Origin of the sequence: Pseudomonas sp. GL-RE-26, assembly GCF_019956275.1 — a bacterium.
In the GTDB taxonomy this organism is placed as follows: Bacteria; Pseudomonadota; Gammaproteobacteria; order Pseudomonadales; family Pseudomonadaceae; genus Aquipseudomonas; species Aquipseudomonas grandcourensis.
Genome location: NZ_JAHBDI010000022.1, coordinates 220,486 through 246,696 on the forward strand (window position 1 = coordinate 220,486; position 26,211 = coordinate 246,696).

Genomic DNA, 26,211 nt, shown 5'->3' on the forward strand with positions numbered 1-26,211 from the left:
CACCGCAGCACATCACCCGTTCGGACTAGGCAGGGCTAACGATTCTGCCGCGTCCGGCCGGCGCCAAACTTCATGCTCAAAGGGGTGTTGCGCCACGCGCGCCCCGCCAAACGAGCAGAAGGCGCCGCGATGGAGTTTGCATTCAGCGACGAACAGGAAATGATCCGCGCATCGGCCGAGGGCTTCCTCGCCGATGTCTCGGATTCTGCCGCCGTGCGCGCGGCAATGGTCAGTGAGCGGGGTTTCGACGAAGCCCTCTGGCAGCGTCTGTGCCAGGAAATGTACTGGCCAGCGATTCATATCCCCGAAACCTATGGTGGCCTGGGCCTCGGCTTTGTCGAGCTGACGATCCTGCTGGAACAGATGGGCCGGCGTTTGCTGTGCTCGCCGTTTTTCGCCACCGCCTGCATGGCCACCCCTGCGCTGTTGCTGGCGGCCAATGATGAACAGAAGCAGCGTTGGTTGCCGTCGATTGCCGACGGCAGCGTGACCGCGACCCTGGCGTTCAGCAGTGCCAACGGCTGGTCCGCCGACGATGTCCAGGCAACGGTGGTGGCTGAAGGCGACGGGTTCGTCCTCGACGGTACCCTCAAGCATGTGCTCGACGGCCATGGCGCCGACCTGTTGATCATTGCCGCACGACAACCCGGAACCACTGGCGAAACGGGCATCAGCCTGTTTGCCGTGAGCGCCGTCCGCGCAGGCATCGAACGGCAGATGTTGCCGACCATGGACCAGACCCGGCGTCAGGCGCGGATCCAGCTCAAGGGCCTGTACCTTGAAGCCGACTGCCTGCTGGGTGAGTTCGGCAACGGCTGGTCGCACCTTGAGCGAGTTCTGCAACTGGCCTGCATCGGCCTGGCTGCCGAACAGACCGGCGGCGCGCAGCAGGTGCTCGACCTCAGCGTGGCCTACATGCAGGAGCGCCAGCAGTTCGGTCGCCCGATTGCCAGTTTCCAGGCCCTCAAGCACCGCGCCGCCGACATGATGCTGCAAGTCGAATGCGCCCGTTCGGCCAGTTATTACGCCGCGTGCGTGGCCCAGGAAGTCCTCGATCCCCAGGGTGATCCCCAGGTCGCGGCCGAACTGCCGCTGGCGGCGGCGCTGGCCAAGGCGCAGTGCTCCGAGACCTACTTCCATTGCGCGTCCGAATCGATCCAGTTGCATGGTGGCGTCGGTTTCACCTGGGAATACGACCCGCACCTCTACTTCAAGCGCGCCCGTGCCAGCGAGAGTTTCCTCGGGCTACCGGCCTGGCATCGCGAGCGCATTGCTTCGGTGATTCTGGGAGAGCAGCCATGAAAATCAGTTTCAGCGAGCAGGACGAACACTTCCGTCGGGAAGTCGCCGACTGGATGAGCGCCAACCTCAGCGGCGAGTTCGAAGCCTTGCGTTTTCGCGGTGGACCAGGCGATGAGCACATGTTTCCCGAAGAGCGCAAAGCCTGGGAGCGCAAACTCGCCGAAGGCGGCTGGACCTGCGTCGGCTGGGCGCCGGAGCATGGCGGGCGCGGCTTGTCGATCACCGAGCAGGTGATCTTCAACGAGGAATACGCCCGCGCGGGCGGTCCCGGCCGCATGGGGCACATCGGCGAAGGCCTGGCCGGGCCGACCATCGCCGCGTTCGGTACGGTCGAACAGCAGCAGCGCTTTTTGCCGGGGATCGTCAGCGGTACGTCGTTCTGGTGCCAGGGCTATTCAGAGCCGGGCGCCGGTTCCGACCTGGCCAACGTCAAGACCCGCGCAACGCTGGATGAAGCCACCGGCAGTTGGATCATCAATGGCCAGAAAGTCTGGACGTCCCTGGCCCACGAATCGGATTGGTGCTTTGTCATCGCCCGCACCGAACCGGGCAGCGTCGGCCATCGCGGTCTGTCGTTCCTGCTGGTGCCGATGGCCCAGACGGAAATCACCGTACGCCCCATCGAACAACTCACCGGCACCTCGGAATTCAACGAAGTGTTCTTCGACGATGCCCGAACCGACGCCACCAACATCATCGGCGCGCCGGGCGAAGGCTGGAAGATCGCCATGGCGCTGCTGGGCTTCGAGCGGGGTGTCTCCACCCTCGGCCAGCAGATGCAGTTTCAGAACGAACTCAACGAAATCATCGCCATCGCCAAGGCCAACGGCGCCGACCGCGACCCGATCCTGCGTCAGCGCCTGGCCGAAGCCTGGAGCGGGCTGCGGATCATGCGCTACAACTCGTTGCGCATGCTCTCGGGTAGCCAGGACGGTTCGCTGCGCAAAGAGGCAACCATCTACAAGCTGTTCTGGTCGACCTGGCACGCCAGCCTCGGCAAGTTGGCGATGGACGTCCTCGGCGCCGAGGCGGAATTGCTCGAAGCCGGACCTTACCAACTGACCCGTTTGCAGTCGCTGTACCTGTTCAGCCGCGCCGACACCCTCTACGGCGGCAGCAACGAAATCCAGCGCAACATCATCGCCGAGCGTGCCTTGGGCATGCCCAAAGAGCCGCGTCCGCGCGCCTGAAAGGAGAGAGTTCATGTCTGTACCTCAATATGTTGAAGGTCGCGGTCTGCTGCGCGGCAAGTCGGTACTGATCACCGCCGCCGCCGGTGCCGGGATCGGTTTTTCCGCCGCCGTACGTGCCGCCGAAGAAGGCTGTCGTGCGCTGATGATCAGCGATATCCATGAAGGCCGGTTGGCCGAAGCGGTGCTGAAAATCCGCGAAACCACCGGGCTGCAGCAGGTCTTCGGCCAGGTCTGCAACGTTGCCGACGAAGCCCAGGTGCAGCAACTGATCGCCTGCGCCGAGCGTGACCTGCAAGGCGTCGATGTGCTGATCAACAACGCGGGCCTCGGTGGCTCGCGGTTGCTGGTGGATATGGCTGACGAAGAGTGGAATCGGGTCATCGACGTGACGCTCACCGGCACCATGCGCATGACCCGTGCCATGCTGCCGAAAATGATGGAGCGTCGTGCTGGAGTCATCGTCAACAACGCCTCGGTACTGGGCTGGCGTGCGCAGAAAGAGCAGGCGCACTACGCCGCCGCCAAGGCTGGCGTGATGGCGCTGACCCGCTGCGCAGCGGTCGAAGCCGCCGACTACGGCATCCGCATCAACGCGGTCAGCCCGAGCATTGCCCTGCACGATTTCCTGCGCAAATCCGCGCCCCAGGCGGTGCTCGATCAACTGGCCGCCAACGAAGCGTTCGGTCGTGCCGCCGAAGTCTGGGAAGTGGCCAACGTGATGATGTTCCTGGCCAGCGACTACAGCTCCTACATGACCGGCGAAGTGTTGTCGGTGTCCAGCCAGAGGGCGTGACCATGCCACGTATTTTCGACACGCCTATGGCCTTGTTCGACGCCGTGGGCGAATCGCTTGGCGCCAGTGACTGGCTGCTGCTGGAACAGGACCGAATCAATCTGTTTGCCGACGCCACCGGTGATCACCAGTGGATTCACGTCGATCCGGTCAAGGCTGCCAGCGGCCCGTTCGGCACCTGCATTGCCCATGGCTACTTGAGCCTGTCGCTGGTCAATCTGTTCTTGCCGCAGATCGTCGAAGTCCGTGGCCTGGCCATGGGCGTCAATTACGGCTGTGAGCGGGTGCGCTTCCCCTCGGTGGTGCGCGTCGGCTCGCGGGTGCGCGGCAGTGCGCAACTGATCGCGGTCGAGGAAGTGAAGGGCGGCGTACAGGCGACCATCCGCGTCAGCGTGGAAATCGACGGCGAGGAACGTCCCGGCTGTGTGGTCGACACCATCAGTCGCTATTACCCGGCCTGACCTTCAATAGCATTTTCGAGGAATCCAGCATGAAAGAAGCCGTCATCGTTTCCACCGCCCGCACTCCGATCGGCAAAGCCTTTCGCGGTGCGTTCAATGACACCGAAGCGCCGCAACTGGGCGGCCATGTGGTGCGCGAAGCCGTGCGCCGTGCCGGCATCGAGCCGGGTGAAGTGGACGACGTGATCATCGGCGCCGCGGCGCAGCAGGGCACCCAGTCCTATAACCTGGGTCGCCTGTGCGCGATTGCCGGCGGCTTGCCGGCGTCGGTTGCCGGGATGGCTGTCGAGCGCCAGTGTTCGTCGGGCCTGATGAGTATCGCCATGGCCGCCAAAGGCATCATGTGCGACGAAATCGACATCGCCGTGGCCGGTGGCCTGGAGTCGATTTCCCTGGTGCAGAACAAGCACAAGAACCTGTATCGCAACCAGTCGGGTTCGGTGATCGAGCTGGATCCGCACGCCTATATCCCGATGATCGAAACCGCCGAGATCGTTTCCGCGCGCTACGGCATCTCCCGCGACGAGCAGGACGAATACAGCTACCAGAGCCAGCTGCGCACCGCGCAGGCCCAGAGTGCCGGGCGCTTCGACCGTGAACTGGCGCCGCTGGCCAGCCGCAAGGCACTGTTCGACAAGGCCACCGGCGAAACCAGTTATGAAACCGTCACCTTGCTGCGCGACGAGTGCAACCGTATCGACACCACCCTCCAGAGCCTGAAGGCGCTGGAGCCGGTGTGGCCGGGCGGTCAGTGGAGCGACAAGGGGCGTTTCATCACCGCCGGCAATGCCTCGCAGTTGTCCGACGGTGCATCGGCCTCGGTGTTGATGAGCGCCAAAATGGCCGAGAAGCGTGGCCTGGAACCGCTGGGGATCTATCGCGGCATGGCTGTCGCCGGCTGCAATTCCGACGAGATGGGCATCGGCCCGGTGTACGCCATCCCCAAGCTGCTCAAGCGCCACGGCCTGACCATGGACCACATCGGCCTCTGGGAGTTGAACGAAGCGTTCGCCTGTCAGGTGCTGTACTGCCGCGACACCCTGGGCATTCCGGCCGAGCGCCTGAACGTCAACGGCGGGGCGATCTCCATCGGCCATCCGTTCGGCATGTCCGGTGCGCGGATGGTCGGCCACGCGTTGGTCGAAGGCCAGCGTCGCGGTTTGCGTTATGTGGTGGTGAGCATGTGCATCGGTGGCGGCATGGGCGCTGCTGCGCTGTTCGAGGTGGTCTGAATGATCAGCGCTCAACAGATTCAGGCGACCATGGCGCGTTATGTGGAGCTGGTGGATGCCAGCGACATCGAGGGCATCCTCGCGCTTTACGCCAAGGACGCCACCGTTGAAGACCCGGTCGGCCACGCGCCGTTGCAGGGCATCGACGCCATCGCGCGCTTTTACCGTGAAGGGCTGGGGGCGATGAAAGTCTCCGCAACCCAGACCGGCCCGGTGCGCGCGACACTCAACGGTTGCGGCGCGATGCCGTTCCGGGTCGACATGGAGTGGGGCGGGCAACCGTGCTCGCTGCATGTGATCGACGTGATGGAGTTCGATGCCGACGGCAAAGTCCGTTCGATGAAAGCCTTCTGGAGTGAGGTCAACGTGACAGCGCGAGGTGCAGTATGAATCTGGAGCAGCGGATCGCCCGCCTGGAAGCGCTGGAGGAGATCCGCCAGCTCAAGCATCGCTACCTCAACGCCTGCGATCTCAAGCAGGTCGAGGTGATCGCCGACTGCTTTGCCGAAGGTGAAGTGCTGATCGATTACGGACCGTTGGGGGTCTTTCGCGAGCGCGACAGTTTTGTCGCGCTGTATCGCGAACTGGCTTGCCATCAGCGGGTGATCGACCTGCATCACGGCGCCAACCCGGAAATCGAAGTGCTGAACGAGGATCAGGCCCAGGGCCGTTGGGCCCTGTGGTATTTCAACCTGGATGGCGAGAGCGGGGCGACGCGGCAGTTGGGTGGGTTCTATCAGGACCGTTACCAGCGTATCGCCGGCCAATGGAAGATCGTCGCCACCCGTTTTACCGCTCACTCGGAAGTGGCGCGCTCCTGAAGGCGGGTTTCGATCCGGTCGGGATTCTGTGTCCGGCCGGTTTCGTAGAAGGCCTTGAGGTTCTCGGCAATCTGCTGCACGACCTTGTTGAAGGCCTTGGCCAGCAACCTTTCAAACAGCCTGCCACCGCGCAGGCTGTATCTCATTTGCAGGGTGATGCGGGTCACATCCCCCTCCGGCTGCAAGGCATAACTGAAACTCGCCTCGCGAAACGGAAAGGGCGAGTCATTGCCGCCCTTGTGCAACCGCAGCACGAACCCCGTGCCTTCCCGCCACTGCACCACGCTTTCATCCAGATACTGACCGCCCTTGCGCAACACCCGGCGGCTGGCGCCCAGGCCTTCCTGCACGCCGGGATGAAACTGGCAACCGGTCAGGCCCGGCACGTAGTGCGGGGCCAGGCTCAGGTCGCGCAGTTTGGCCCAGGCGGCTTGTTGCGTGAGGTTCAGTACAACGCTGTGGCTGGCTACGGGCATGTCAAAGCTCCTCTTATGAATGGGATTGGGCCGCGTCGAGAAACGCCGGGCGTTCGCCCGCGCCATGCACCGCGATGTCCGCACCGCTGACGTAACGGGCCAGCTTCGAGGCCAGGTACAGGCAGGTGTCGCCAATATCTTCCGGGGTCGCCAGACGTTGCAATGGAATGGTCGCTGCCACCCGGGCTATGCCCGCGTCGTCACCATAATGCATGGCCGACTGCTCGGTGAGAATCAGCCCGGCGGTCACTGCGTTGACCCGCACCTTCGGCGCCCATTCCACCGCCAGCGAGGTGGTCAGGTTCAGCAGACCGGCCTTGGCCGCGCCGTAAGCGGCGGTGCCGGGGGAAGGGCGGGTGGCGCTGACGCTGCAGATGTTGATGATCGCACCGCCGTCGGCCTGGGCCTGCATCACCTGGTTGGCCTGCTGGCACAGGTTCAGTGGCGCGATCAGGTTTAATCGGATGATTGCCTCGCTGAAACGCGGTGAGGCTGTCGCGGCGTCGGCATTCGGCGAACCGCCGGCGTTGTTGATCAGCACGTCGAGACGACCGAAGCGCTCGACGATTTGTGTGATCAAGCGCCCGGATTGCTCGACATCCCGCAGGTCGCAGGGCACGAACAGCGCCTCGCGCCCGGCGCTGGCAGGCAAGGTTTGTGGGGCTTCGCGACCGCAAATCACCACCTCGGCGCCACAGTCCAGGAAGCGCTGGCTGATGCCGCGACCCACACCTTTGCCACCGCCGGTGACCAGTACCACTTTGCCGCGAAAGTCCATCGGATCAAGCATGGGAATTCTCTTTTTGTCGCTCGGGAATGCTATCGATGCTAGGTCGACCGTCTTTGTAGGCCAACGTCCGATGAGACTAGAAACTGTAGGAGCGAGCTTGCTCGCGATGGACGTCAACGATAATGCGTAAAACCTGATGCCCTGCGGTGTCCTGACGTTTTTCGCGAGCAAGCTCGCTCCTGCAGGGGCGTAGTCCTGTCGGACGATGTTGGCGACTCGGCCCCTCGGAATAATCCCGCTACAACAACAGGCCGGGAGGACACCTTATGGGCGCTTCAGCGCAAGGGCACTTCGTTACGCTGCCGGATGGTTTGCAGCTGCACTACAAAGACATCGGCGGGCAAGACACCGGCAACGGCGAGCCGGTGATTTTCATCCATGGCAGCGGGCCAGGCGCCAGCGGTCACAGCAACTTCAAGCAGAACTACCCGGTGTTCGCCGAGGCCGGTTACCGGGTGATCGTCCCGGATCTGCCGGGCTACGGCGCTTCGGACAAGCCCGACACCCTCTACACCCTGGACTTCTTTGTCGCAGCGTTGAGCGGTTTGCTCGATGCCCTCGACATCCAGCGTTGTGCGCTGGTCGGCAACTCCCTGGGCGGCGCGATCGCGATCAAACTGGCCCTCGACCAACCGCAGCGTGTCAGCCGTCTGGTGCTGATGGCGCCCGGTGGCCTGATGGAAAAGGAACAGTATTACCTGCAGATGGAAGGCATCCAGAAAATGGGCGCGGCGTTCGCCAAAGGTGAACTGAACGACGCAGCGGGCATGCGTCGCCTGCTGGCCCTGCAACTGTTCGATGAAAGCCTGATCAGCGATGAAACGGTCAACGAGCGCGTGGCCGTGGTGCAACAGCAGCCGGTGTGCGTGCTGTCGACCATGCAGGTGCCGAACATGACGTCGCGCCTGGGCGAGTTGCAGTGCCCAATCCTCGGTTTCTGGGGCATGAACGACAAGTTCTGCCCGTCCTCCGGTGCCCAGACCATGCTTGAAAACTGCTCCGGCATCCGTTTCGTGATGCTCAGCGAGTGCGGGCATTGGGTCCAGGTCGAACACCGTGACTTTTTCAACCGCCAGTGCCTGGCGTTTCTTCAGGAGGCCCGCGGATGAGCGTGCAATTGCGCCGTGAGTTCGGCGAAGAGCTTTATCAGGCGCTGCTCAGCGGCTCCACCCTGGCGCCGCTGACCGAGCGTTGGCCGTCGATCAGCATCGAAGACGCCTATCACATTTCCCTGTACGCCATTGAGCGTCGGGTGGCGGCCGGTGACCAGATCGTCGGCAAGAAAATCGGCGTGACCTCGGCGGCGGTGCAGCAGATGCTCAACGTGCATCAGCCGGATTTCGGCTTCATCACGCGACAGATGTCGTTCGATGACGATGCGCAAATTTCCCTGTCCGCCAACAAACTGATCCAGCCCCGTGCTGAAGGCGAGATCGCCTTCAAGCTCAAGCATGATCTGGTCGGCCCCGGTATCACTGAAGCCGACGTGCTGGCCGCCACTGAGTACGTGATGCCGTGCTTCGAGATCGTCGACTCGCGGATTCACGACTGGCGCATTCGCATCCAGGACACCGTCGCTGACAACGCCTCCTGCGGTGTGTTCGTGCTGGGCGACAGCCAGGTCGACCCGCGCGAGCTGGACCTGCCGAACTTGCGCATGCGTGTGTTCAAGAATGGCGAGCCCTTGAGCGAAGGCCTGGGTTCGGCGGTGCAGGGCAATCCGCTGACCGCCGTGGCCTGGCTGGCCAACACCCTGGGCGCCTTCGGCATTCCGTTCAAGGCCGGGGAAATCATTCTGTCCGGCTCGCTGGTGCCGCTGGAACCGGCTCGTGCCGGCGACCGTTTTGAACTGACCATTGATGGCCTGGGCAGTGCCCGGGTGTCTTTCTGCGCCTGACTTTTGGAGTTTTAACCTAATGAGCAAAAAACTCAGAGCGGCCATTATCGGCCCGGGCAACATCGGCACCGATCTGCTGATGAAAATGTGCCGATCGGAATGGATCGAGCCGGTGTGGATGGTGGGTGTCGACCCTGAATCCGAAGGACTGAAACGTGCTCGGGAAATGGGCATCAAAACCACCGCCGGTGGTGTCGACGGCTTGCTGCCCCACGTGCTCGACGATGACATTCGCATCGCCTTCGATGCCACCTCGGCCTACGTGCATGCGGAAAACAGCCGCAAGCTCAACGAGCTGGGGGTGATCATGATCGACCTCACGCCAGCGGCCATCGGCCCGTTCTGCGTGCCGCCGGTCAACCTCAAGGAGCACGCGTCGAGCCTGGCGATGAACGTCAACATGGTCACCTGCGGTGGCCAGGCGACCATCCCGATGGTGGCGGCGGTTTCGCGGGTGCAACCGGTGAGCTACGGCGAAATCGTCGCCACGGTGTCCTCCGGTTCGGTTGGTCCGGGCACACGGCAGAACATCGACGAGTTCACCCGCACCACCGCCGGTGCGGTGGAGAAGATCGGCGGCGCCCGACGCGGCAAGGCGATCATCGTGATCAACCCGGCCGAGCCGCCGTTGATGATGCGCGACACCATCCACTGCCTGACCGATGACGAGCCGAACCAGGATGCGATCCGCACCTCGGTGCTGGAGATGGTCCGCGAAGTTCAGCGCTATGTGCCGGGCTACAAGTTGATCAACGGGCCGGTGTTCGACGGGCGCAAGGTGTCGATTTTCATTGAGGTCGAAGGCCTCGGCGATTTCCTGCCCAAGTCCGCCGGCAACCTCGACATCATGACTGCCGCCGGTTTGCGCACAGCCGAGATGTTCGCCGAAGAAGCCCACAAGGGCACCCTGCAACTGCCTGCCCGTTGAGTGGAGAATCCCGATGAATTTGCAAGGTAAGAGCATCCGTCTGCATGACATGAGCCTGCGCGACGGCATGCACGCCAAACAGCACCAGATCAGCATTGAACAAATGGTTTCGGTGGCCACCGGCCTCGATGCGGCCGGTGTGCCGCTGATCGAAATCACCCACGGCGATGGCCTGGGCGGCGCTTCCCTGAACTACGGCTTCCCGGCCCACAGTGACGAGGAGTATTTCTCCGCGGTGATCCCGCAGATGAAACAGGCCAAGGTCTCGGCCCTGTTGTTGCCGGGGATCGGTACCCTCGATCACCTGAAAATGGCCCATGAACACGGCGTGTCGACCATTCGTGTGGCGACCCACTGCACCGAAGCGGACGTGTCCGGCCAGCACATCGGCATGTCGGCGAAGATGGGCCTGGACACCGTCGGCTTCCTGATGATGGCGCACATGGTCAGCCCGGAGAAGCTGCTGGAGCAGGCGCGTCTGATGGAAAGCTACGGCGCCAATTGCATCTACTGCACCGACTCGGCCGGCTACATGCTGCCCGATGAAGTGACGCAAAAGATCGGGGCCCTGCGTGCCGGCCTGAACGCCGGGACCGAAGTCGGTTTCCACGGCCACCACAACATGGGTATGGCCATCGCCAACTCCCTGGCCGCCATCGAGGCCGGTGCTGCGCGCATCGACGGCTCGGTTGCGGGTCTTGGCGCGGGGGCGGGCAATACGCCGCTGGAAGTGTTTGTCGCGGTGCTGGAGCGCATGGGCGTCAACAGCGGTGTTGACCTGTACAAGATCATGGACGTGGCCGAAGACCTGGTGGTGCCGATGATGGACCAGCCGATCCGCCTCGACCGCGATGCACTGACCCTCGGTTACGCCGGGGTCTACAGCTCGTTCCTGCTGTTCGCCAAACGTGCCGAGCAGAAGTACGGCATCGCTGCTCGCGAGCTGCTGGTGGAGCTGGGCCGACGCGGAACCGTGGGTGGCCAGGAGGACATGATCGAAGACCTGGCGCTGACCCTGTCGCGGGCCAGGGGTGTACTGCCTACCTGATTATTGCGGCCATAAAAAAACCACCGATCCGGTGGTTTTTTTATGGCCGGTGGAAACTGTGCTCAAGGCAGCAGGTTGCGCACCACGGGCGGATAGCAATTGATCGCCGTGCTCGAACAGCTGAAGTAGGCGGTGGTCGGTCGGTAGGCTTCGTTCTTGAACAGCTGGCACAGACTGGTGGAAGCACCCGCACAGAGGATGATGAACAGAGCACAAGTAGTTTTGCGCATGATGAGTCTCGACACGGTTTTATTGTTGTAGAAACAGGTTATGGCGGCGGTTCGCGACTGACTTCGTCCGAATGGACTAGCTGATGACATTCCATTGTTCTGTGATCAATTGTGGCGAGTCATTCGAGACTGGCATCAGTCGCGGCGGGCGAGGGCGCCCATGGCCATGAACAGCGCCGCAATCGCCCGGGCTTCATGCAGTTCACCACGGGCCACCAGTTCGGGGATCTGTGCCAGAGGCACGCGCAGGCATTCCAGGGGTTCGGGTTCGTCGCCTTGCAGTTGGCAGGGGCTCAGCTCTTCGGCCAGCACCACTCGGTAGCGATGGCACAAGTGCCCGGGTGCCAGTGTCAGCTCGCCCAGCTCGGTGAGGCGTGCTGCGCGCATTCCGACTTCTTCGCTCAGTTCGCGCTGCGCCGCCTGCAAATAGTCTTCATCGGGCTCGGCGCCGCCCTTGGGCAGGCCGAGAATGGTTTTTTCCACACCGACCGCGTATTCGCGCACCAGCAGCACATGCGCAGGATCAGGCATCGCCACCAGCATCACCGAGCGATAACCGGTGCCGCGCAGGCGTTCGTAGACCCGCTGTTGGCCGTTGCTGAATTGCAGGTGCAGGGCTTCGATCTGAAAGTGGCCGCTTTGCGCCAGCAGTTCAGTCTTGAGGATGGTTGGGCAGTTGCGCATGGGGCAGTCCCCTCTTTGGGATAAAGACACTGTGCGCTGTACAACGGGAGCCGCCATCGTCCGAGCGGACGAGGGCGGCACTGAGGGTTAACCGAGGGTCGCCACGCTGCGCAGGATCAGGCGCACGAGCATGGTCTGGCGGGTCACGCCGGTCTTGGAGAAGGTCGAGCGCAGGTGTGCCCGCGAGGTGTTGCGGCTGATCCCCAGCTCTTCCGACGCTTCGTCGAGGGTCAAGCCGTTGGCCAGCAGCATCGCCAGCTGGGTTTCCGCCGGGGTGAAGTCGAACAGTGCGCGGACGATTTCCTGCGGTGCGGTGGACTGTTGCTCCGGATCGCTGATGAAAATCACCACGGTCGGGCACTGTTTGCCTTCGCTCCAGTCGGTCAATGGCACCGAGCGCACGATGATCCCCAGGTCCGCTTTGCCGGACGGCCGCTGCACGCGCAGGGCTTCGACCACCGACGGGTTGCTGCTCTTTTGCGACAGCAGCGACTGTTTGACCAGGCGTCGGAACTCTTGGGTGTCCCGGGCCGTACCGACCTGCAGGCCATCGTTGACCAGTTTGATGCCGTCCTTTTCCTGGATCAGCCGGTCGGCGACCTGGTTGGTCTGCAGGACCTTGCCGGACTCGTCGAGGATGATCGTGCCGACCGCCATCTGGTTCACCGCGCCGGCGTACAGATTGCGTTCGGCTTCGATGCGGTTGAGTTGCATGTGGATCTTGATCGAACGTTCCAGGTGCGCAATGAAATGCGTGAGCATGGCCTTTTCTTCATTGCCGAAAGGCTTGTCGTCACGTCCGCGACTGATACGAATGCGGCACTGGGCGCCGTCGACGGTGTTGATGTCGGCACCGAGGATGTGGAACACGTCCACCGGTTCAAGGAAGTTCTTGTAGAACTCGGAATTCTGCCAGTCGTCGTTGGAGACGAACTCGGCGAGGGTCACGACCTGGCGGTTGGGCAGGTCGACGAACGGGTCAAGGCTGAAAAAGTGTTTGTTGTACGACGCGGTCGCCTCGGTCGAAGTGCCGGTGGTGTTGACCATCAGACCGTCCACGTGGGCGCTGGGCGGACGCAGGATGAAGGTCACGTACTTGCTGTTCAGATGCACATTGAGCTGATTGAGAAAAGTCGCCCAGGGAATGGTTTCCAGCGGACCCTGATAGAGGTTGCCGATCAAATCACTGAACGTATCGAGGCTGAGGCTCTGCTGCATAGGGAAAACCGTTTTTATTATTAGCATTGGCGGTGGCCGAGAATAAGCGCCGGTATCGACTCCTTGCAACGCTTGGGCTCAGGGCCTGACAGGCGGCTGCCGATCAGGCCCGGGGCGGGCGAAAAGCCGCTGGCGTCAGACCCGTTCGCTGGCGCGCACGACAAACTTCTTGTGTTCGGCAACGTCGGCCGACAGCGCTTCCACATCGGTATAGAACTGCTCGTACCAACGACGCAACTGGTAGACCGGACCGTCGCCGTCACACAGCAGCGGGTTATCGACGCGGGTCTTGCTGTGCCAGATGGCCACGTCCTCGTAGAAGGCTGCCTGGGCCTGCGCGACGTAGGCCTTGGCCATCGCCTGGTTCTGCTCTTCGCTGAGCCCCGGGATCTTTTTCACCAGCACGCCGTAGCGCAGGGTGAAGCTGTCCAGATCGATCGGCACGTGGCAGTTGAGCAGGATCGAGTGAATCGGCTGGCCGTTCATGGCGCCGTTCATTTCGGTGATCTGATAGGCCGGGCCGAAGTAGGTGGCTTCGGTGGTCAACACGCTGTCGCCGGACAGGCGCTCACTGCGGGCGCGCATGATCTGGGTGGCCAGGTGGCCCTGGAAAATGTTGATGAACTCTTCGACCGGCGCACCGTGCACAGTGCCGAAGTGCGCCATGTCGGCGATGTTGTCGATCAGTTCGCGGCAGTTGGTGCCAATCTGCAGCTCGGCGACTTCCCACGCCGCCCATTCGTCGTTGTAGCAGGCGTCGATGCGCGGAATGCGTTGTTCCGGCAGTGGCGGGTTGCCTTCGGGATCATTCCAGACGAACAGCAGCTGGTTTTCTTCCATGATCGGCCAGCTTTTGATCTTGGCCCGTGGCGGGATGCGCTTGGCATAAGGGATGTCATCGCATACGCCATCGGCGCCCCAGCGCCAGGCGTGGAACGGGCAGCGGATCGAGTTGCCTTCAACGCAACCGGTGCTCAGGTCGGCGCCCATGTGCGGGCAGTAGCCATCAAGAATATGCAGATCGCCGTCTTCACCCTGGAACGCCACCAGACGGGTGCCGAACACCTCCAGGCGATGGGCCTTGCCGTCGCGGTATTGCGCGGCCAGGCCCAGGCAATGCCAGCCGCGGGCGTAGCGGTCTTCCAGCAGTTTGGCTTCGATGCGGTGCAGGGTACTCATCTTATTATTCTCCCAAGGGATCACGGGTTTGGCGCATGTAAGGGATTCTGCCGCCCCTGTAAAAGCGGGCATCGTCTGAATGGACGATGGCCGCTTCAAGTAGGCCCGCTCTACTGGCGCCATTGGACCCATGGCAGGAGTTGGCGATGAGTAATGAACAAGGGCCGGTAGCGCTGATTACCGGGGCCGCCAGTGGTATTGGCCGCGGCCTGGCCGAACACGCGGCGACGCTGGGCATTCGCCTGGTGCTGGCGGATCGGGATGCAGCGGGCCTGCAAGCCCTGTGCGACGAATTGCAGGCCAGCGGTGTGCAAGCGATTGCCTGCGTTACCGATGTCGGTGATGTAACGCAGGTCGAGCGCTTGCGTGACCGGGCTGTGGAGCACTTTGGCGGGGTCGACCTGCTGTTCAACAACGCCGGGGTGATGCAAACCGGCTTCAGCTGGGAAATCACCGAGGCGCAATGGCAGCGCATGCTGGACGTCAACCTCAATGGCGTGATCAACGGCATTCGCACCTTTGTGCCGCTGTTGCTCAGCCAGGGCCGGGCCGCCCATGTGATCAACACGGCGTCCCTTGCCGGGCTGGTCAGCAGCCCGCTGATGGCGCCGTACAACGTGACCAAGCAGGCCGTGGTTGCGCTCTCGGAAACCCTGCATTACGAACTCGCCATGATCGGTGCGCCGGTATCGGTTTCGGTGCTGTGCCCGGGGCCGGTGGCCAGTGAAATCATGGCGTCGAACCAGGTGGTGGACACCGCCGGATCCGACTTCAGCCAACTGCTCGACAGCACCATTCGCCAGGGCATGACCCCGGCGGAACTGGCCGCGCAAGTGTTCGCCGCCGTCGCGCAAAAACGCTTCTGGATCCTGCCCCACAAGGGTTTCAAGCCGGCCCTTGAGCGCCGGGTACAAAGCATCCTGGGCGAGACCAATCCGCAGTTTCAAATGGCCGACGTAGAGGACGATGCCCATGCCGCTCGATAAGCAGATCGCTGGGGTTCTCCAGCAGTTTCGCGACATCCCGGAGCCCGATTTCAGTCAGGTCGATGCCGCTCAGTACCGGCAGTTCTCCGACAATATGCTGCCGGCCATCCCCGGCGAACCGATGAGCGAGGTGCGCGACCTACGGGTGGCCGGCGCGGACGGTGAACTGGACGCACGGCTGTACCGGCCATCGGAAGAACCCGACCTGCCGTTGCTGGTGTTTTTCCATGGCGGCGGCTTTGTCATGGGCAATCTCGATACCCACGACAATCTCTGCCGCTCATTGGCTCGCCAGACCGAAGCGGCGGTGGTGTCGGTCGCGTACCGACTGGCCCCGGAAAACCCGTTCCCGGCGGCACCCCTCGATTGTTATGCGGCGACCTGCTGGCTGGTCGAGCACGCGGCTGAACTGCGCGTCGATGGCAGTCGACTGGCTGTGGCCGGGGACAGCGCCGGAGGCAATCTGGCGCTGGCGGTCAGTCAGTTGGCGGTACAGCGCGGGGGGCCGAAGATCAGTTATCAGTGCCTGTTTTACCCGGTCACCGATGCGGGTTGCGACAGTCAGTCCTTCGAAGACTTCGCCGAGAGCTATCTGCTTTCCGCCGGGATGATGCGCTGGTTCTGGCAGCAGTACCTGCAAGATGTCGGGCAGGCGGATGATCCTTTGGCCTCGCCATTGCGCGCCGAGAGCCTGGCAGGCTTGCCGCCGACCACATTGTTCACCGCCGGGTTCGATCCGCTGCGGGACGAGGGCGAGGCATTGGCCGAGTACCTGCGCGAAGCCGGTGTGGCGGTGCGCGTGCAGCGTTACGAAGGCATGATTCACGGCTTTATCAGCATGGCGCCGTTTGTTGAAGCAGCAGCACAAGCGTTGACAGAAGCTTGCGCCGATTTGCGCGGGGCACTCAAATGAGCGGCCTGGTTTTCAACACGGTGCCGCAACTGATCGAGGCCATCGGCGCCGGTCGGATGGTGGTGATCACCGACGACGAGCACAACGGCGAAGGCTCGCTACTGATGGCCGCCGAACAGGCCGGGGCCGAGGCTGTCACCTTCATGGCAGTGCAGGCACGCGGGCTGATTTGCCTGGCCCTGACCGAGCAGCGCTGCCGCGCGCTGGGCCTGGACCTGATGGTGCCCAACTCCCGGGCGCAACATGGCGTGGGTTTTACCCGCTCGATCGAAGCCGCCACCGGGGTGTCCACCGGCATCTCGGCGGCGGACCGGGCGCGGTCGATCCAGGTGGCGGTCGACCCGGCCAGCGTTCCGACGGACCTGGTGCAACCGGGGCATATCTTCCCGGTGCAGGCCTTGCCCGGTGGCGTGATGCAGCGGGCCGGCCATGTCGAGGCCGCTTGCGACCTGACACGACTGGCGGGGCTGCAACCGGCGGCAACCCTGGTGGGCATTCTCAACGAGGACGGTGAACTGGCCCGTGGTGCCGAGCTGCATGAATTCGCCCAGCGCCATGGCTTGCGGATCGGCACCATTGCCGACCTGATTCACTACCGCATCCTGCATGAAGGCACGATCGAGCGCGGCGGCGAATATCCGTTGCAAACCCGTCACGGCGAGTTCCAGGTGACCACCTATCAGGACACCTACCAGGGCTCGTTGCACCTGGCGCTGGTCAAGGGCCGGATCGACAGCACGCAACCGGCGCTGGTGCGGGTGCAAAGCATCGAGACGTTGCGTGACGTACTGGGCTGTGAAAGCGAAGGCGGGCCGCAACAGTGGACCCTGGAACGTTCGCTGGCCAGTATCGCGGCGGCCGGTAGCGGTGTGCTGGTGCTGCTGGCGCAAAAGGAATCGGCCGAGGGCGTGCTCGAACAACTGCGTCAGCGCAGTGGAGGCAAACACCGGGCGCCACAGTTTCCGCAACGGACTTTGGGCATCGGCGCGCAGATCCTGCGGGACCAGAACGTGCGCAAAATGCGCCTGATGAGTTCGCCGGTGCCGTACACCGCCGTTTCCGGGTTTGACCTGGAAGTGACGGAATTCGTGCCGTTTCAACCGTGACTTGAATTGACATACACCTGTGGCGAGGGAGCTTGCTCCCGTTCGGCTGCGCAGCAGTCGTAAAAATCTTACGGCCGCTTCGCGCCCGAGCGGGAGCAAGCTCCCTCGCCACATGTTTGTATTTTCCACAGGTTCCGTGTTGGCTTAAGGCTTGATCCCGCGCAACATCTTCTTCGCCTGATCCTGCACCGCCTGCGGCGCGGTCATGTTGCCGTCGATCACGGTGATCACCGCGTGGCCTTGCCACAGTTGATAGGCATCGGCCTTTTGCTGGGCTTCGGTCGGTGTCGACGGCGGGGCCAGGTTGACGTGGACCACGCCATCGGCGCCGCGCTGTGAGGTGAAGTTCACGCGGTCCCAGTTGCCGATAGGCGCAAAGCTCACGCCTTTGACTTCATCGGGTTTCAGGGGCGGGTAGTTGAGGTTCAGGCCGCTGGCACCCGGCAGGCCGAGCACGTTCAAATCACACTGATGTTTGTTCCTGGCGCAGGCCTGTCTGGCTTCTGTACCGGCCAGGCTCGCCTGTTCGATGACCTTCACGGCAAAGCGCGCCGTGTCGTCCATGGCGCCGAGGGTCTTGCGGTAGCCGGCCTGCTGGTCGCGGATGATCAGGTCCATGTCGATGGCCGTGGACACCGCCACCGCCGGAATCCCCTTGAACATGGCGCGCACGGCGGCGTTGAGGGTGCCGGACATCTGCGTCAGCGGGCCGACGTTTTCACCGAAGTTGCTGCCGGACACCACCAGGTCTGGCGGCGAATCCTTGAGGATCACATCGAGGCCGACATTGACCGCATCCACAGGCGTGCCAATGGCGGAGGTCTTGCCGGCAGGTGGGCTGTAGCCCTCTGGCGGCCCGACGCAAAACCGGCCCGGCGCCAGTTCGGTCACCGCCAGGGCCTGGCCGGGTACGACCACGCTGGCGGCGCTGATGCCGCTGCTGTCGTTCAACGGGCCGACCAGGGTGACCTTGTGCCCGGCAGTGGTCAGGGCGCGGTACATCGCATCGATGCCGGGTGCGCGGCAGCCATCGTCGTTGGTCAGCAGGATGTTCAGGGCGTTGGCTTGCATCGACAGGCCAACGCTGGCCATGGCGATGATGCCGGTGAGGAATTTGTTCATGGGGAGTCTTCCGTGGGAGGCGCGGATTTTACAAAGCACAACGCCCCGACCGAATGATTCGGTCGGGGCGCGGTGAGTTTAGCGGGTGCCGAGTTTGCGCAGGTTGCCAGGGGTGAATTCGTCTTCGGTGAAGGCGGTGGCATTGAGCTTGGCCGGTTTCTGATCGATCAGCATGCGGTCAACCAGGTAGGAGCCGGCGATCAGGTCGTGGTAGATCCCGAGGCGAGCGTGGTAGCGCTGTATCTCGTAGGCGTAGATCGAGGTCTGCATGTTGGTGCGCCACAACTGGCCACGGCTGTCGTAGTTGTCGGCCATGGTCGCGGACCAGGTGTCCTCGTCGAGGTACAGCACGCGCTTGGCGTACACGTGGCGGGCACCTTCCTTGAGGTTGGCCTGCAACACCCAGACGCGGTGTTTCTCGTAGCGCATGTACTGCGGATCGACGTGACCGGTGGTGGCCAGGATCTGGTCGGAGGTCACGCTCGGGTCGTCGATCTTGTAGTTGTGGTACGGAATGTAGATCTCTTTTTTACCGACGATGGTCCAGTTGTAGCGGTCTGGCGCACCGTTGAACAAACGGTCTTCGTCGTACACACGAAAACCTCCCGCACCGGTCGGCGAGTCATAGCCCACGGTCGGCGCGCGACGTACCCGGCGTTGGCCCGGGCTGTACTGCCAGGCCTGGCGCGGAGAGGCGGTCGGGTTGATGAATTCGTGACCGACCACGATCTCGCCTTTCTTGCGCACCGGTTCCAGGGTGGTGATCAGGAAGTTGGTGAGCACGCCGTCAGCGGTCTCCAGGGTCTTGTCCGGGCTCGACCAGATCGAGAAGATCTTGTAGTTGACCTCTTCGAGTACCTTTTCCTTGTTGGAGTAGATCACCGCCTGGCCGTAGTTGGCTTCTTCGGTGTTGGCACGCCCCTGCAAGGTGTGGTTGAACATCAACTCGCTGCCGTTCTTCGGGATCGGGAACGGCGAGGCACCCCAGGCGTTTTTCGTGTCGTTGTTGTCATTGTCGAGTTCGGCAGTGACGGCGTTTTTCTTGATCAGGTCTTCCAGCTTCTGATCAAGGCGGAAGTCGCGATGGCTTGGGTACACCGGGATCTTGAAGGTGTCAGGGTAACGCTTGAGCAGCGCTTTCTGGCCATCGGTCAGGTTGTCGGCGTACTTGTCCATGTTCTTCGAATCAATCACGAACAGCGGTTTTTCCGCCGCGTACGGATCCGGGTACGGCGTGCCGGGACCGGCGTATTTGAGACCAGGTGGCAGACCGCGCCATTTGCCGGACCAGGCCGGGATGCTGCCGTCGGCGTTGCCGGCTTTTTCGGCGCCCATCGGGGTCAGGTCCTGGCCAAGGCGGTTGGCTTCTTCGGGGCTGACCTTGGCGTAGGCCAGGCCACTGCCGAGCAGGCCGACGGTCAGCGCCGTGCTCAATATGGTTTGGGTGAATCTGGACATGCTGTGCTCCTCCGACAGGGGAATCAGAACCGGTACTTGAAGTTGAGCGCGACGTTGTCGCGGTCGGCCAACGGGCTGTTGTTGGCATTGCCGAGGTAGGCGTTGTAGCGGGCCTCGACGGTGAAGTTGCCCAGGTAGCGCCACGAACTGCCGATGCTGGCGCGGTTATCGTTCTGGCCGGCGTTGATCGAGCCGACCATCGAGCTGTCGCCGTGAGCGGCGGCGCTGAAAGTGACAGGCACCGACATGTCCCATCCGCTGAACACGTCGTTGTAGTCAAAGTTCGCCTGCACCGTGTAGCCCCAGGCATCGCGGTCATAGACCAGGCTGTCGGTTCCCGGCAGCGCGAAGCCCGGCGCCAGGGTCACCGGTTGCGACTTGTCGTTGCTGACCACGGTGTTGTAGACCACCTCGCCAGTCAGGCTGGTGTTGTCGGCGAAGGCGGTCGGGCCGAGCACATAGATCATCGACGTCTGCGCTTGTACGGTCTTGCCACGCACGGGGCTGGAGAAACCGTTGTTGACCATCACCGGCGTGCCGTCGCGGTAGCTGACTTCACCAGCCCAACTGACGTCGCCCAGCACGGTGGCGAAGCTCGCGCCGAACAGGTCGATGTTGTCGAAGTAGCGCACCTGGTAGCGGCCCAGGTTTGTCGCGAAATCCAGCGACGGCGTCTTGTCGTGATAGCGCGAGTAGAAGAGGCCGAACTCGGTGTTGTTCAGCGACTCGGCGGCGTAGGTGAAGGCGACACCGTACTGGCCGCTGTCGCTCGGTTTGTCGTCCTTCAGACGGGTGACGAAACCGGAGGCGTCGTTGAAGCCGCCCTCATCGATGAAGTCGGTGGTGGAGAAGTAGCTACCCACGCCGAACAGCTCGGTCTTTTCCCACTTGTATTGGTAGTAGGCCTGGATACCCAGGCTTTCGGTCAGGGCAAACTGGGTGAACAGTTGGCCGACCGGCAGCAGAATTTCCTTGACCTCGACGCCGGGGGTGGTCGCCTTGGTCGCGTCCACCGGGCTCTGGGCCGCGGAAATACCCGGATAGAACAGGCTCTCACCCCAGCTCACCACCTGGTTACCCAGGCGCGCGTTGAAGGCATGGCCGCCCACGTCCCAGGTGCCATAGGCATAGTAATCGAGCATGCGCAGTTCATTGCGGTGCTGGTCGATGGTGTCCTGGGAGAAGCGGTCAGGCTGACTGCAATGGCCGCCGGCGAAGCAGTTGGAAGTGCCGGTGGTGTTGTCGTTGTCCTGATCGTAGACGTTGTCGTAGAAGCCCGTCGCCCGGACAAACACGCCGTAGTCGTCTTGCCACTTGATGTTGGCTTCGGTGAGAAAGCCGCTGCGGTTGTTGATCAGGCTGCCTTTGTCGAACGCGTTGTCGCCGTCGTTGCCGTTGGCATTGGCGGTCAGTTTGTGATCGCGTGACTCGGTCCGCCAGGCGAGGCTGTACGTCAGTGTGGTGTCCCAGTCGATGCTCAAGTCTTCGCTTGGCTGAAAGCTCATGGCGTTAACGTGAGCGCTAAGTCCGCCAGCCAGCATCAATAGAACAAGCTGTGTGCGAGGGTGCTGTGTTGGTGGGGCGATTATTGTTTTTATCATGTCGTCCTCATGGCCCAGGTCAGACCTGCCCGACCTGCATTTCAGGGGGGTGATTGGTGCTGTGGGCGACTATGGAGTCACGACTTGCGCGCAACATCGTCCAAGCGGACTAAGCGATTTGTACAGGGCGGCAGCCGTCCTGGCCTTAGTCTTATCGGACGATGAACACCCGGCGCGCGCGGCGAACAATCCCGAGACCGACTGCACCGGGCGAAGATCCGGCGGTGGCGGTTTCTGCCTGATGGGCGCTGAACAAGGGTGATCGCATGAACGCTGCCGGGATCAAATGGGACGAGTGCTGTGATGTGTTGGTGATTGGCTCGGGAGCCGGGGGCATGACCGCTGCGCTGCGCGCCCACGACCTGGGCCTGAATGCGCTGTTGATCGAAAAGAGCGGCGAGTACGGCGGCACCTCGGCAGTGTCCGGCGGCGGCATCTGGATCCCCAACAACCACCGGATCAATGCGATAGGCGGCAGTGATTCTGCGGCCGAAGCGATTGCCTACATCCGCGCCGTGACCCATGGCGAGATCGACGACGGGCGCATCGAAGCCTATGTCGAGCACGGCCGGGAGATGGTCGAGTACCTGGAACAACACACCCGCGTGCGCTTCGAAGCGCAACCGCGCTACGCCGATTACTATCCGGAGGTCGAGGGTGGAAAACCGGGCTATCGCTCGATGGATCCACAACCGTTCGATGCCGCTGAACTCGGTGAAGAATTTTTGCGCATGCGCGCTCCGTCCCCCGGCACCCTGATGATGGGGCGCATGGCGATGACCATGAAAGAGGCGCAGGTGCTGCTGTGCCGTGGCCCCGGCTGGTTGCGCCTGACCTTGCGGGTGATGTGGCGCTACTGGCGTGATCGCGAGGGGCGGCGCTTGTCCCGTCGCGACCGTTTCCTGACCCTGGGCAATGCCTTGATCGGTGCCTTGCGCTGTTCGTTGCAGGATCGCGGCAAGTCGCTGTGGCTCAACTGTGCGCTCGAAGAGCTGCTGCTGGTCGGCGACCGGGTCGGCGGGGCGCGGGTCAATCGCAACGGTCAGTTGCTCAACGTCAAGGCGCGCTACGGGGTGATCATCGCCGCCGGTGGTTTCGAGCGTAACCAGGCGATGCGCGAGCAGTACCTGCCGCAGCCGTCCCGGGCCAACTGGAGCGCCACGCCGCCCAACAATACCGGCGACGGCATCCGCGCCGGCCAGGCCCTTGGCGCGCGGACCGCGCTGATGGAGCACAGCTGGTGGGCGCCGACCACCTACGTCAAGGGCGAAGAAAAACAGCGCGCGCTGTTCGTTGAACGCACCCTGCCGGGGTGTGTGATGGTCAACGCGGCGGGGGAGCGTTTCGTCAACGAGGCCGCGCCCTATACCGATATCGTTTACGCGATGTACGCCAACAACCGCGAAGGCGCCGCGAGCGTGCCGTGCTGGATGGTGTTCGACGCCGAGTTCCGCCGCAAATACCCTTGCGGCGCCTTGCTGCCGGGTTATGCCCAGCGCGATTGGCAATTGCCCGAGCACCTGCGCGACTACTTCCACAAGGCGTCGAGCCTGGAAGAACTGGCGACGAAAATCGGCGTCGACGCCGACGGGCTGGTGCGCACCGTGCAGCGCTTCAACGGCATGGCCGTGCAGGGTGTCGACGAGGATTTCCACAAGGGTGAATCGCTGTTCGATCGCTACTACGGCGACCCGAACGTGCAACCCAATCCGTGCCTGGCGCCGTTGCTCAAGGGGCCGTTCTACGCCGTGCGCATCGACGCTGGCGACATCGGCACCAAGGGTGGCCTGCTGACCGACGTGCACGCCCGCGTGCTGCATGAAGACGGCGAACCGATCAACGGCCTGTACGCCATCGGCAACAGCGCGGCCTCGATGATGGGCCGCACCTATCCGGGCGCCGGTTCGACCATCGGCCCGGCCATGACCTTCGGTTACCTGGCCGCCAATCACATCAAGCGCCAGAGCGAAACCGCTTCGGCGAAAACCTTGTTCGGGAGTGTCGAATGAACAACCAGCATCCACAGTTCGCCGTAGTGACCGGCGCCAGTCGCGGAGTCGGGCAGGGTATTGCCCTGGCCCTCGGGGCGGCGGGCATGACGGTGTATGTCACCGGTCGCGCCCCGACGCAGGGCGGATCGAATTTGTACGGGCATGCCTTGCGCGGCTCGCTGGAGGACACCGCCGCCGCGATCACCGCTGCCGGTGGGCGTGGTATCGCGGTGGTTTGTGATCACGCCGATGACGCGCAGGTTCAGGCGCTGTTTGCCCGAGTAGAAGCAGAGTGCGGGCATCTGGATCTGCTGGTGAACAACGCTGCGTTCATCCATGACCAGTTGATCGAACCGGGGCCGTTCTGGGCCAAACCGCTGGACCTGGTGCGCATTCTTGACGTCGGTCTGCGCTCGGCCTACATCGCCAGCTTCTACGCCGCGCCGCTGTTGCTGAAGAGTGCCCAGGGGCTGATTTGCTTCACCTCGTCGTTCGGTGCCGGCTGCTACATGCATGGCCCGGCGTACGGCGCGCAAAAGGCCGGCGTCGACAAGCTGGCGGCGGACATGGCGATCGATTTCGAAGGGCAGGGCGTGGCGGCGTTGTCGCTGTGGCTTGGCCCGCAACTGACCGAACGCACGAAGATTGCCGGTGAGCAGCATGGCGAGCAGTACCAGGCGTTTCTCGCCCACGCCGAAACCCCGCAATTCAACGGGCGGGTGATCCATGCCTTGCTCAATGATCCGCAGTTGATGGCGTTGTCCGGGCAGACCCTGATCACCGCCGAAATCGCCCCAGGCTACGGCATCAGCGAAGCCGAAGGTCGCCAGCCACCATCCCACCGCGCCATGCTCGGCGACCCGCGCCAGCAGCATCCGGCGCGGGTGGTCTGACTCGTCGGTAAAACTCAAAACCTGTGGGAGCGAGCTTGCTCGCGATTGGGCCAGATCAGACAACAGTGATGTTGAATGTTCTACCGCTATCGCGAGCAGGCTCACTCCTACAGTTGAACTGTGTCGGGCGGGAAATTTTTGTGCACCCCCGAACCCTGTAGGAGCGAGCCTGCTCGCGATGGTCTATCAGTTGCATTGATGTCGACTGACACACCATCGCGAGCAGGCTCGCTCCTACAGGGATTGCGTTTAGTCGGCGGGCTGCAATGCCCACTCGCGCAACACATTCTTCGTCACTTTCCCCGCTGCATTGATCGGCATCTTCTGCAGCACCTGCACCCGGCGCGGAACCTTGTAGTTGGCCATCTGCTCACGGCACCAGGCGAGGAACCGTGCCTGTTCGATTTCCATCCCCGGCGCGGGCAGCAGGAACGCCATCGCCACCTCACCCATGCGCTCATCGGGAATCCCGATCACCGCTGCCTGGGCCACACCCGGATAGGTCAGCAGACACTGTTCGATCTCCGCCGGGTACACATTGAAGCCGCCAGTGATGAACATGTCCTTGAGGCGGTCGGTGATGCGCAGGTAACCCTGTTCGTCGAGCATGCCGATGTCGCCGGTATGCAGCCAGCCATCGGCGTCGAGAATCTCCTCGCTGGCTTCGGGGTTGTTGAGATAACCCTGCATCAGGTTGTAGCCACGAATCTGCACTTCACCGGGAATGTTCGCTGGCTGGCTGCGGCCGTTGTTGCCGACACAGCGTACTTCTACCCCCGGCATCGCCCGGCCACTGGTGTTGGCGACCAGTTCCGCGGAGTCGCCGGCGCGGCAGATCGTGGCGAAACCGCAGACTTCCGTCAGGCCATACGCGGTGACGATGGTGGCGAAGCCGAGTTCGTCGCGCATGCGGTGGATCATCTCCACCGGGATCGCCGCCGCCCCGGTCACCGCCACACGCAGGGAACTCAGGTCGAAGTCACTGCGTTGCGGATGGGCCAGCAGTGACTGATACAACGTGGGTGGCCCCGGTAACACGGTGATGCGTTCCCGTTGCACGCATTCGAGCACGGCCTGCACATCGAACACTTGCTGGGGCAGGAGGGTGCAGCCACGCATCAAGGCGGCCAGCCAACCGGCCTTGTAGCCGAAAGAGTGGAAGAACGGATTGACGATCAGGTAGCGATCGCTTTCGCGCAAGCCGACGATATCGCTCCAGTCCCGAACGATTCGCAGGTTCTGGCCGTGGCTGGTCATCACGCCTTTGGGCTTGCCGGTGGTGCCCGAGGTGAACAGCACGTCGGAGAGGGCCTGCGGAGTTACGCTTTGTTCGCGGGTGCGCAAGGCCAGGTGCGGCACGTCGACGCCCAGGTCCATAAACCGTTCCCAGGCCAGGGTGCCCGAATTGGCGCCACGCACGCTGACGATGTGACGCAGCTCAGGCAGGTCTTCCGACGCCAGCATGCCGGGGTAGTCCGTGCCGAGGAATTCGCCGATGGCAAACAGTACGCAGGTGCCGCTTTCGCGCAGGATGTAGCCGGCCTCGCTGCCCTTCATCCGGGTATTGAGCGGTACCAGAGCGGCGCCGACACTTTGCAGGGCGCCGGCGGCAACGATCCATTCCCACACGTTGGGCGCCCAGATTGCCACGCGGTCCCCGACCTGTACGTCGAGGGCCAGCAGTGCGCGGGCAGCCTGGCGACGCAGTTGGTCCAGTTGTCGATAGCTGATGACGTGGCCCGCGTCCTCGATGGCCGGGCGGTCGCCGTAGGCCTGGGCAGCGTTGGCGAACAGTTGAGCGATGGTCAGTGCGGTGGCGACAGGCGGCATGGGGCCTCCCCGGTTAGAAGACAAGTACGAAAAAGGGAGTAGGCCGGGCAGGGCGCCCG

General features: G+C 62.9%; 26 protein-coding genes. 16 read left to right on the top strand and 10 right to left on the bottom strand.

The genetic code is table 11. The annotated features are described in order from the left end of the window. The first annotated feature begins 129 nt into the window (after positions 1–129). Genes KGB07_RS15905 through KGB07_RS15935 form a run of 7 tightly spaced genes read left to right on the top strand, consistent with a single transcriptional unit; the run spans position 130 to position 5,802 of the window. Complete coding sequence (locus KGB07_RS15905) at positions 130–1,302, top strand: acyl-CoA dehydrogenase family protein (protein WP_046042861.1); 1,173 nt, start codon at positions 130–132, stop codon at positions 1,300–1,302. Next, a complete protein-coding gene (locus KGB07_RS15910; RefSeq protein WP_223465889.1) occupies positions 1,299–2,492 on the top strand; it encodes an acyl-CoA dehydrogenase family protein in 1,194 nt (397 codons plus the stop codon). Before KGB07_RS15905 ends, KGB07_RS15910 begins: the two co-directional genes overlap by 4 nt. A gap of 13 nt (positions 2,493–2,505) precedes the next feature. Then, entirely contained in the window at positions 2,506–3,288 is a 783-nt protein-coding gene (locus KGB07_RS15915) for an SDR family oxidoreductase (protein ID WP_046042769.1), read from the top strand. Between the two features lie 2 nt (positions 3,289–3,290). Next, complete coding sequence (locus tag KGB07_RS15920) at positions 3,291–3,749, top strand: MaoC family dehydratase (RefSeq protein WP_046042768.1); 459 nt, start codon at positions 3,291–3,293, stop codon at positions 3,747–3,749. Between the two features lie 29 nt (positions 3,750–3,778). Continuing rightward, positions 3,779–4,981 (top strand): acetyl-CoA C-acyltransferase, encoded by a 1,203-nt coding sequence (locus tag KGB07_RS15925; protein WP_046042767.1) that lies wholly within the window; start codon positions 3,779–3,781, stop codon positions 4,979–4,981. Further along, positions 4,982–5,371 carry a nuclear transport factor 2 family protein gene (locus KGB07_RS15930; RefSeq protein WP_046042766.1) on the top strand — a complete coding sequence of 130 codons (390 nt, stop codon included), beginning with the start codon at positions 4,982–4,984 and terminating at the stop codon, positions 5,369–5,371. Next, positions 5,368–5,802 (top strand): nuclear transport factor 2 family protein, encoded by a 435-nt coding sequence (locus KGB07_RS15935; RefSeq protein ID WP_046042765.1) that lies wholly within the window; start codon positions 5,368–5,370, stop codon positions 5,800–5,802. The genes KGB07_RS15930 and KGB07_RS15935 overlap by 4 nt, the downstream gene beginning before the upstream one ends. Here the strand turns inward: KGB07_RS15935 and KGB07_RS15940 are convergent. Next, positions 5,778–6,278 (bottom strand): SRPBCC family protein, encoded by a 501-nt coding sequence (locus tag KGB07_RS15940; RefSeq protein WP_046042764.1) that lies wholly within the window; start codon positions 6,276–6,278, stop codon positions 5,778–5,780. The two genes, KGB07_RS15935 and KGB07_RS15940, sit on opposite strands and share 25 nt — an antisense overlap. 13 nt (positions 6,279–6,291) lie before the next feature. After that, positions 6,292–7,068 (bottom strand): SDR family oxidoreductase, encoded by a 777-nt coding sequence (locus tag KGB07_RS15945; RefSeq protein ID WP_046042763.1) that lies wholly within the window; start codon positions 7,066–7,068, stop codon positions 6,292–6,294. A 266-nt stretch (positions 7,069–7,334) separates the two neighbouring features. Between KGB07_RS15945 and KGB07_RS15950 the strand changes: the two genes are divergently transcribed. The 4 genes from KGB07_RS15950 to dmpG are packed head-to-tail and all read left to right on the top strand — an operon-like array spanning position 7,335 to position 10,941. Further along, positions 7,335–8,177, top strand: a complete 843-nt coding sequence (locus KGB07_RS15950; RefSeq protein ID WP_223465891.1) for an alpha/beta fold hydrolase — start codon at positions 7,335–7,337, stop codon at positions 8,175–8,177. Continuing rightward, positions 8,174–8,965 (top strand): fumarylacetoacetate hydrolase family protein, encoded by a 792-nt coding sequence (locus KGB07_RS15955; RefSeq protein WP_046042761.1) that lies wholly within the window; start codon positions 8,174–8,176, stop codon positions 8,963–8,965. Before KGB07_RS15950 ends, KGB07_RS15955 begins: the two co-directional genes overlap by 4 nt. Before the next feature lie 19 nt (positions 8,966–8,984). Continuing rightward, positions 8,985–9,893 (top strand): acetaldehyde dehydrogenase (acetylating), encoded by a 909-nt coding sequence (locus KGB07_RS15960; protein ID WP_046042760.1) that lies wholly within the window; start codon positions 8,985–8,987, stop codon positions 9,891–9,893. A gap of 13 nt (positions 9,894–9,906) precedes the next feature. Next, positions 9,907–10,941: a 4-hydroxy-2-oxovalerate aldolase gene (dmpG, locus tag KGB07_RS15965; protein ID WP_046042759.1), complete on the top strand. Its 1,035-nt coding sequence runs from the start codon at positions 9,907–9,909 to the stop codon at positions 10,939–10,941. 62 nt (positions 10,942–11,003) lie between these two features. Here dmpG and KGB07_RS15970 read toward each other — a convergent pair whose 3' ends face one another. The 4 genes from KGB07_RS15970 to KGB07_RS15985 all read right to left on the bottom strand — a co-directional run bounded on the left by KGB07_RS15970 (position 11,004) and on the right by KGB07_RS15985 (position 14,252). After that, positions 11,004–11,171: a hypothetical protein gene (locus KGB07_RS15970; RefSeq protein WP_185754840.1), complete on the bottom strand. Its 168-nt coding sequence runs from the start codon at positions 11,169–11,171 to the stop codon at positions 11,004–11,006. Between the two features lie 135 nt (positions 11,172–11,306). Further along, positions 11,307–11,855, bottom strand: a complete 549-nt coding sequence (gene nudE, locus KGB07_RS15975; protein ID WP_046042758.1) for an ADP compounds hydrolase NudE — start codon at positions 11,853–11,855, stop codon at positions 11,307–11,309. An 87-nt stretch (positions 11,856–11,942) separates the two neighbouring features. After that, positions 11,943–13,073: a helix-turn-helix transcriptional regulator gene (locus tag KGB07_RS15980; RefSeq protein WP_008048786.1), complete on the bottom strand. Its 1,131-nt coding sequence runs from the start codon at positions 13,071–13,073 to the stop codon at positions 11,943–11,945. A gap of 135 nt (positions 13,074–13,208) precedes the next feature. Beyond that, complete coding sequence (locus KGB07_RS15985) at positions 13,209–14,252, bottom strand: Rieske 2Fe-2S domain-containing protein (RefSeq protein WP_223465892.1); 1,044 nt, start codon at positions 14,250–14,252, stop codon at positions 13,209–13,211. A 146-nt stretch (positions 14,253–14,398) separates the two neighbouring features. On the opposite strand from KGB07_RS15985, the gene KGB07_RS15990 reads away from it, so the two are divergent. Genes KGB07_RS15990 through KGB07_RS16000 form a run of 3 tightly spaced genes read left to right on the top strand, consistent with a single transcriptional unit; the run spans position 14,399 to position 17,257 of the window. Next, positions 14,399–15,238, top strand: coding sequence for an SDR family NAD(P)-dependent oxidoreductase (locus tag KGB07_RS15990; protein ID WP_223465893.1), 840 nt, complete (start codon positions 14,399–14,401; stop codon positions 15,236–15,238). Then, positions 15,225–16,151, top strand: coding sequence for an alpha/beta hydrolase (locus KGB07_RS15995; RefSeq protein WP_223465894.1), 927 nt, complete (start codon positions 15,225–15,227; stop codon positions 16,149–16,151). The genes KGB07_RS15990 and KGB07_RS15995 overlap by 14 nt, the downstream gene beginning before the upstream one ends. Continuing rightward, positions 16,148–17,257 (top strand): 3,4-dihydroxy-2-butanone-4-phosphate synthase, encoded by a 1,110-nt coding sequence (locus tag KGB07_RS16000; RefSeq protein WP_223457146.1) that lies wholly within the window; start codon positions 16,148–16,150, stop codon positions 17,255–17,257. The genes KGB07_RS15995 and KGB07_RS16000 overlap by 4 nt, the downstream gene beginning before the upstream one ends. A gap of 144 nt (positions 17,258–17,401) precedes the next feature. Here KGB07_RS16000 and surE read toward each other — a convergent pair whose 3' ends face one another. The 3 genes from surE to KGB07_RS16015 all read right to left on the bottom strand — a co-directional run bounded on the left by surE (position 17,402) and on the right by KGB07_RS16015 (position 21,438). Next, on the bottom strand, positions 17,402–18,379 hold the full coding sequence (gene surE / locus KGB07_RS16005) for a 5'/3'-nucleotidase SurE (protein WP_223465895.1): 978 nt from the start codon (positions 18,377–18,379) through the stop codon (positions 17,402–17,404). A gap of 78 nt (positions 18,380–18,457) precedes the next feature. Further along, positions 18,458–19,837 carry a DUF1329 domain-containing protein gene (locus KGB07_RS16010; protein WP_223465896.1) on the bottom strand — a complete coding sequence of 460 codons (1,380 nt, stop codon included), beginning with the start codon at positions 19,835–19,837 and terminating at the stop codon, positions 18,458–18,460. A 23-nt stretch (positions 19,838–19,860) separates the two neighbouring features. Next, entirely contained in the window at positions 19,861–21,438 is a 1,578-nt protein-coding gene (locus KGB07_RS16015; protein WP_046042749.1) for a DUF1302 domain-containing protein, read from the bottom strand. 266 nt (positions 21,439–21,704) lie between these two features. Between KGB07_RS16015 and KGB07_RS16020 the strand changes: the two genes are divergently transcribed. Then, entirely contained in the window at positions 21,705–23,447 is a 1,743-nt protein-coding gene (locus tag KGB07_RS16020) for an FAD-binding protein (protein ID WP_046042748.1), read from the top strand. Then, a complete protein-coding gene (locus KGB07_RS16025; protein ID WP_223465899.1) occupies positions 23,444–24,322 on the top strand; it encodes an SDR family NAD(P)-dependent oxidoreductase in 879 nt (292 codons plus the stop codon). Before KGB07_RS16020 ends, KGB07_RS16025 begins: the two co-directional genes overlap by 4 nt. Before the next feature lie 249 nt (positions 24,323–24,571). Here the strand turns inward: KGB07_RS16025 and KGB07_RS16030 are convergent, their stop codons facing one another. After that, positions 24,572–26,152 carry a FadD3 family acyl-CoA ligase gene (locus KGB07_RS16030; RefSeq protein ID WP_046042746.1) on the bottom strand — a complete coding sequence of 527 codons (1,581 nt, stop codon included), beginning with the start codon at positions 26,150–26,152 and terminating at the stop codon, positions 24,572–24,574. Between the last annotated feature and the right edge of the window lie 59 nt (positions 26,153–26,211).

Coding starts and splice junctions, on each gene's coding strand:
- KGB07_RS15905 (WP_046042861.1), top strand. CDS start 130: ATGGAGTTTGCATTCAGCGACGAACAGGAAATGATCCGCGCATCGGCC.
- KGB07_RS15910 (WP_223465889.1), top strand. CDS start 1,299: ATGAAAATCAGTTTCAGCGAGCAGGACGAACACTTCCGTCGGGAAGTC.
- KGB07_RS15915 (WP_046042769.1), top strand. CDS start 2,506: ATGTCTGTACCTCAATATGTTGAAGGTCGCGGTCTGCTGCGCGGCAAG.
- KGB07_RS15920 (WP_046042768.1), top strand. CDS start 3,291: ATGCCACGTATTTTCGACACGCCTATGGCCTTGTTCGACGCCGTGGGC.
- KGB07_RS15925 (WP_046042767.1), top strand. CDS start 3,779: ATGAAAGAAGCCGTCATCGTTTCCACCGCCCGCACTCCGATCGGCAAA.
- KGB07_RS15930 (WP_046042766.1), top strand. CDS start 4,982: ATGATCAGCGCTCAACAGATTCAGGCGACCATGGCGCGTTATGTGGAG.
- KGB07_RS15935 (WP_046042765.1), top strand. CDS start 5,368: ATGAATCTGGAGCAGCGGATCGCCCGCCTGGAAGCGCTGGAGGAGATC.
- KGB07_RS15940 (WP_046042764.1), bottom strand. CDS start 6,278: ATGCCCGTAGCCAGCCACAGCGTTGTACTGAACCTCACGCAACAAGCC.
- KGB07_RS15945 (WP_046042763.1), bottom strand. CDS start 7,068: ATGCTTGATCCGATGGACTTTCGCGGCAAAGTGGTACTGGTCACCGGC.
- KGB07_RS15950 (WP_223465891.1), top strand. CDS start 7,335: ATGGGCGCTTCAGCGCAAGGGCACTTCGTTACGCTGCCGGATGGTTTG.
- KGB07_RS15955 (WP_046042761.1), top strand. CDS start 8,174: ATGAGCGTGCAATTGCGCCGTGAGTTCGGCGAAGAGCTTTATCAGGCG.
- KGB07_RS15960 (WP_046042760.1), top strand. CDS start 8,985: ATGAGCAAAAAACTCAGAGCGGCCATTATCGGCCCGGGCAACATCGGC.
- dmpG (WP_046042759.1), top strand. CDS start 9,907: ATGAATTTGCAAGGTAAGAGCATCCGTCTGCATGACATGAGCCTGCGC.
- KGB07_RS15970 (WP_185754840.1), bottom strand. CDS start 11,171: ATGCGCAAAACTACTTGTGCTCTGTTCATCATCCTCTGTGCGGGTGCT.
- nudE (WP_046042758.1), bottom strand. CDS start 11,855: ATGCGCAACTGCCCAACCATCCTCAAGACTGAACTGCTGGCGCAAAGC.
- KGB07_RS15980 (WP_008048786.1), bottom strand. CDS start 13,073: ATGCAGCAGAGCCTCAGCCTCGATACGTTCAGTGATTTGATCGGCAAC.
- KGB07_RS15985 (WP_223465892.1), bottom strand. CDS start 14,252: ATGAGTACCCTGCACCGCATCGAAGCCAAACTGCTGGAAGACCGCTAC.
- KGB07_RS15990 (WP_223465893.1), top strand. CDS start 14,399: ATGAGTAATGAACAAGGGCCGGTAGCGCTGATTACCGGGGCCGCCAGT.
- KGB07_RS15995 (WP_223465894.1), top strand. CDS start 15,225: ATGCCGCTCGATAAGCAGATCGCTGGGGTTCTCCAGCAGTTTCGCGAC.
- KGB07_RS16000 (WP_223457146.1), top strand. CDS start 16,148: ATGAGCGGCCTGGTTTTCAACACGGTGCCGCAACTGATCGAGGCCATC.
- surE (WP_223465895.1), bottom strand. CDS start 18,379: ATGAACAAATTCCTCACCGGCATCATCGCCATGGCCAGCGTTGGCCTG.
- KGB07_RS16010 (WP_223465896.1), bottom strand. CDS start 19,837: ATGTCCAGATTCACCCAAACCATATTGAGCACGGCGCTGACCGTCGGC.
- KGB07_RS16015 (WP_046042749.1), bottom strand. CDS start 21,438: ATGATAAAAACAATAATCGCCCCACCAACACAGCACCCTCGCACACAG.
- KGB07_RS16020 (WP_046042748.1), top strand. CDS start 21,705: ATGAACGCTGCCGGGATCAAATGGGACGAGTGCTGTGATGTGTTGGTG.
- KGB07_RS16025 (WP_223465899.1), top strand. CDS start 23,444: ATGAACAACCAGCATCCACAGTTCGCCGTAGTGACCGGCGCCAGTCGC.
- KGB07_RS16030 (WP_046042746.1), bottom strand. CDS start 26,152: ATGCCGCCTGTCGCCACCGCACTGACCATCGCTCAACTGTTCGCCAAC.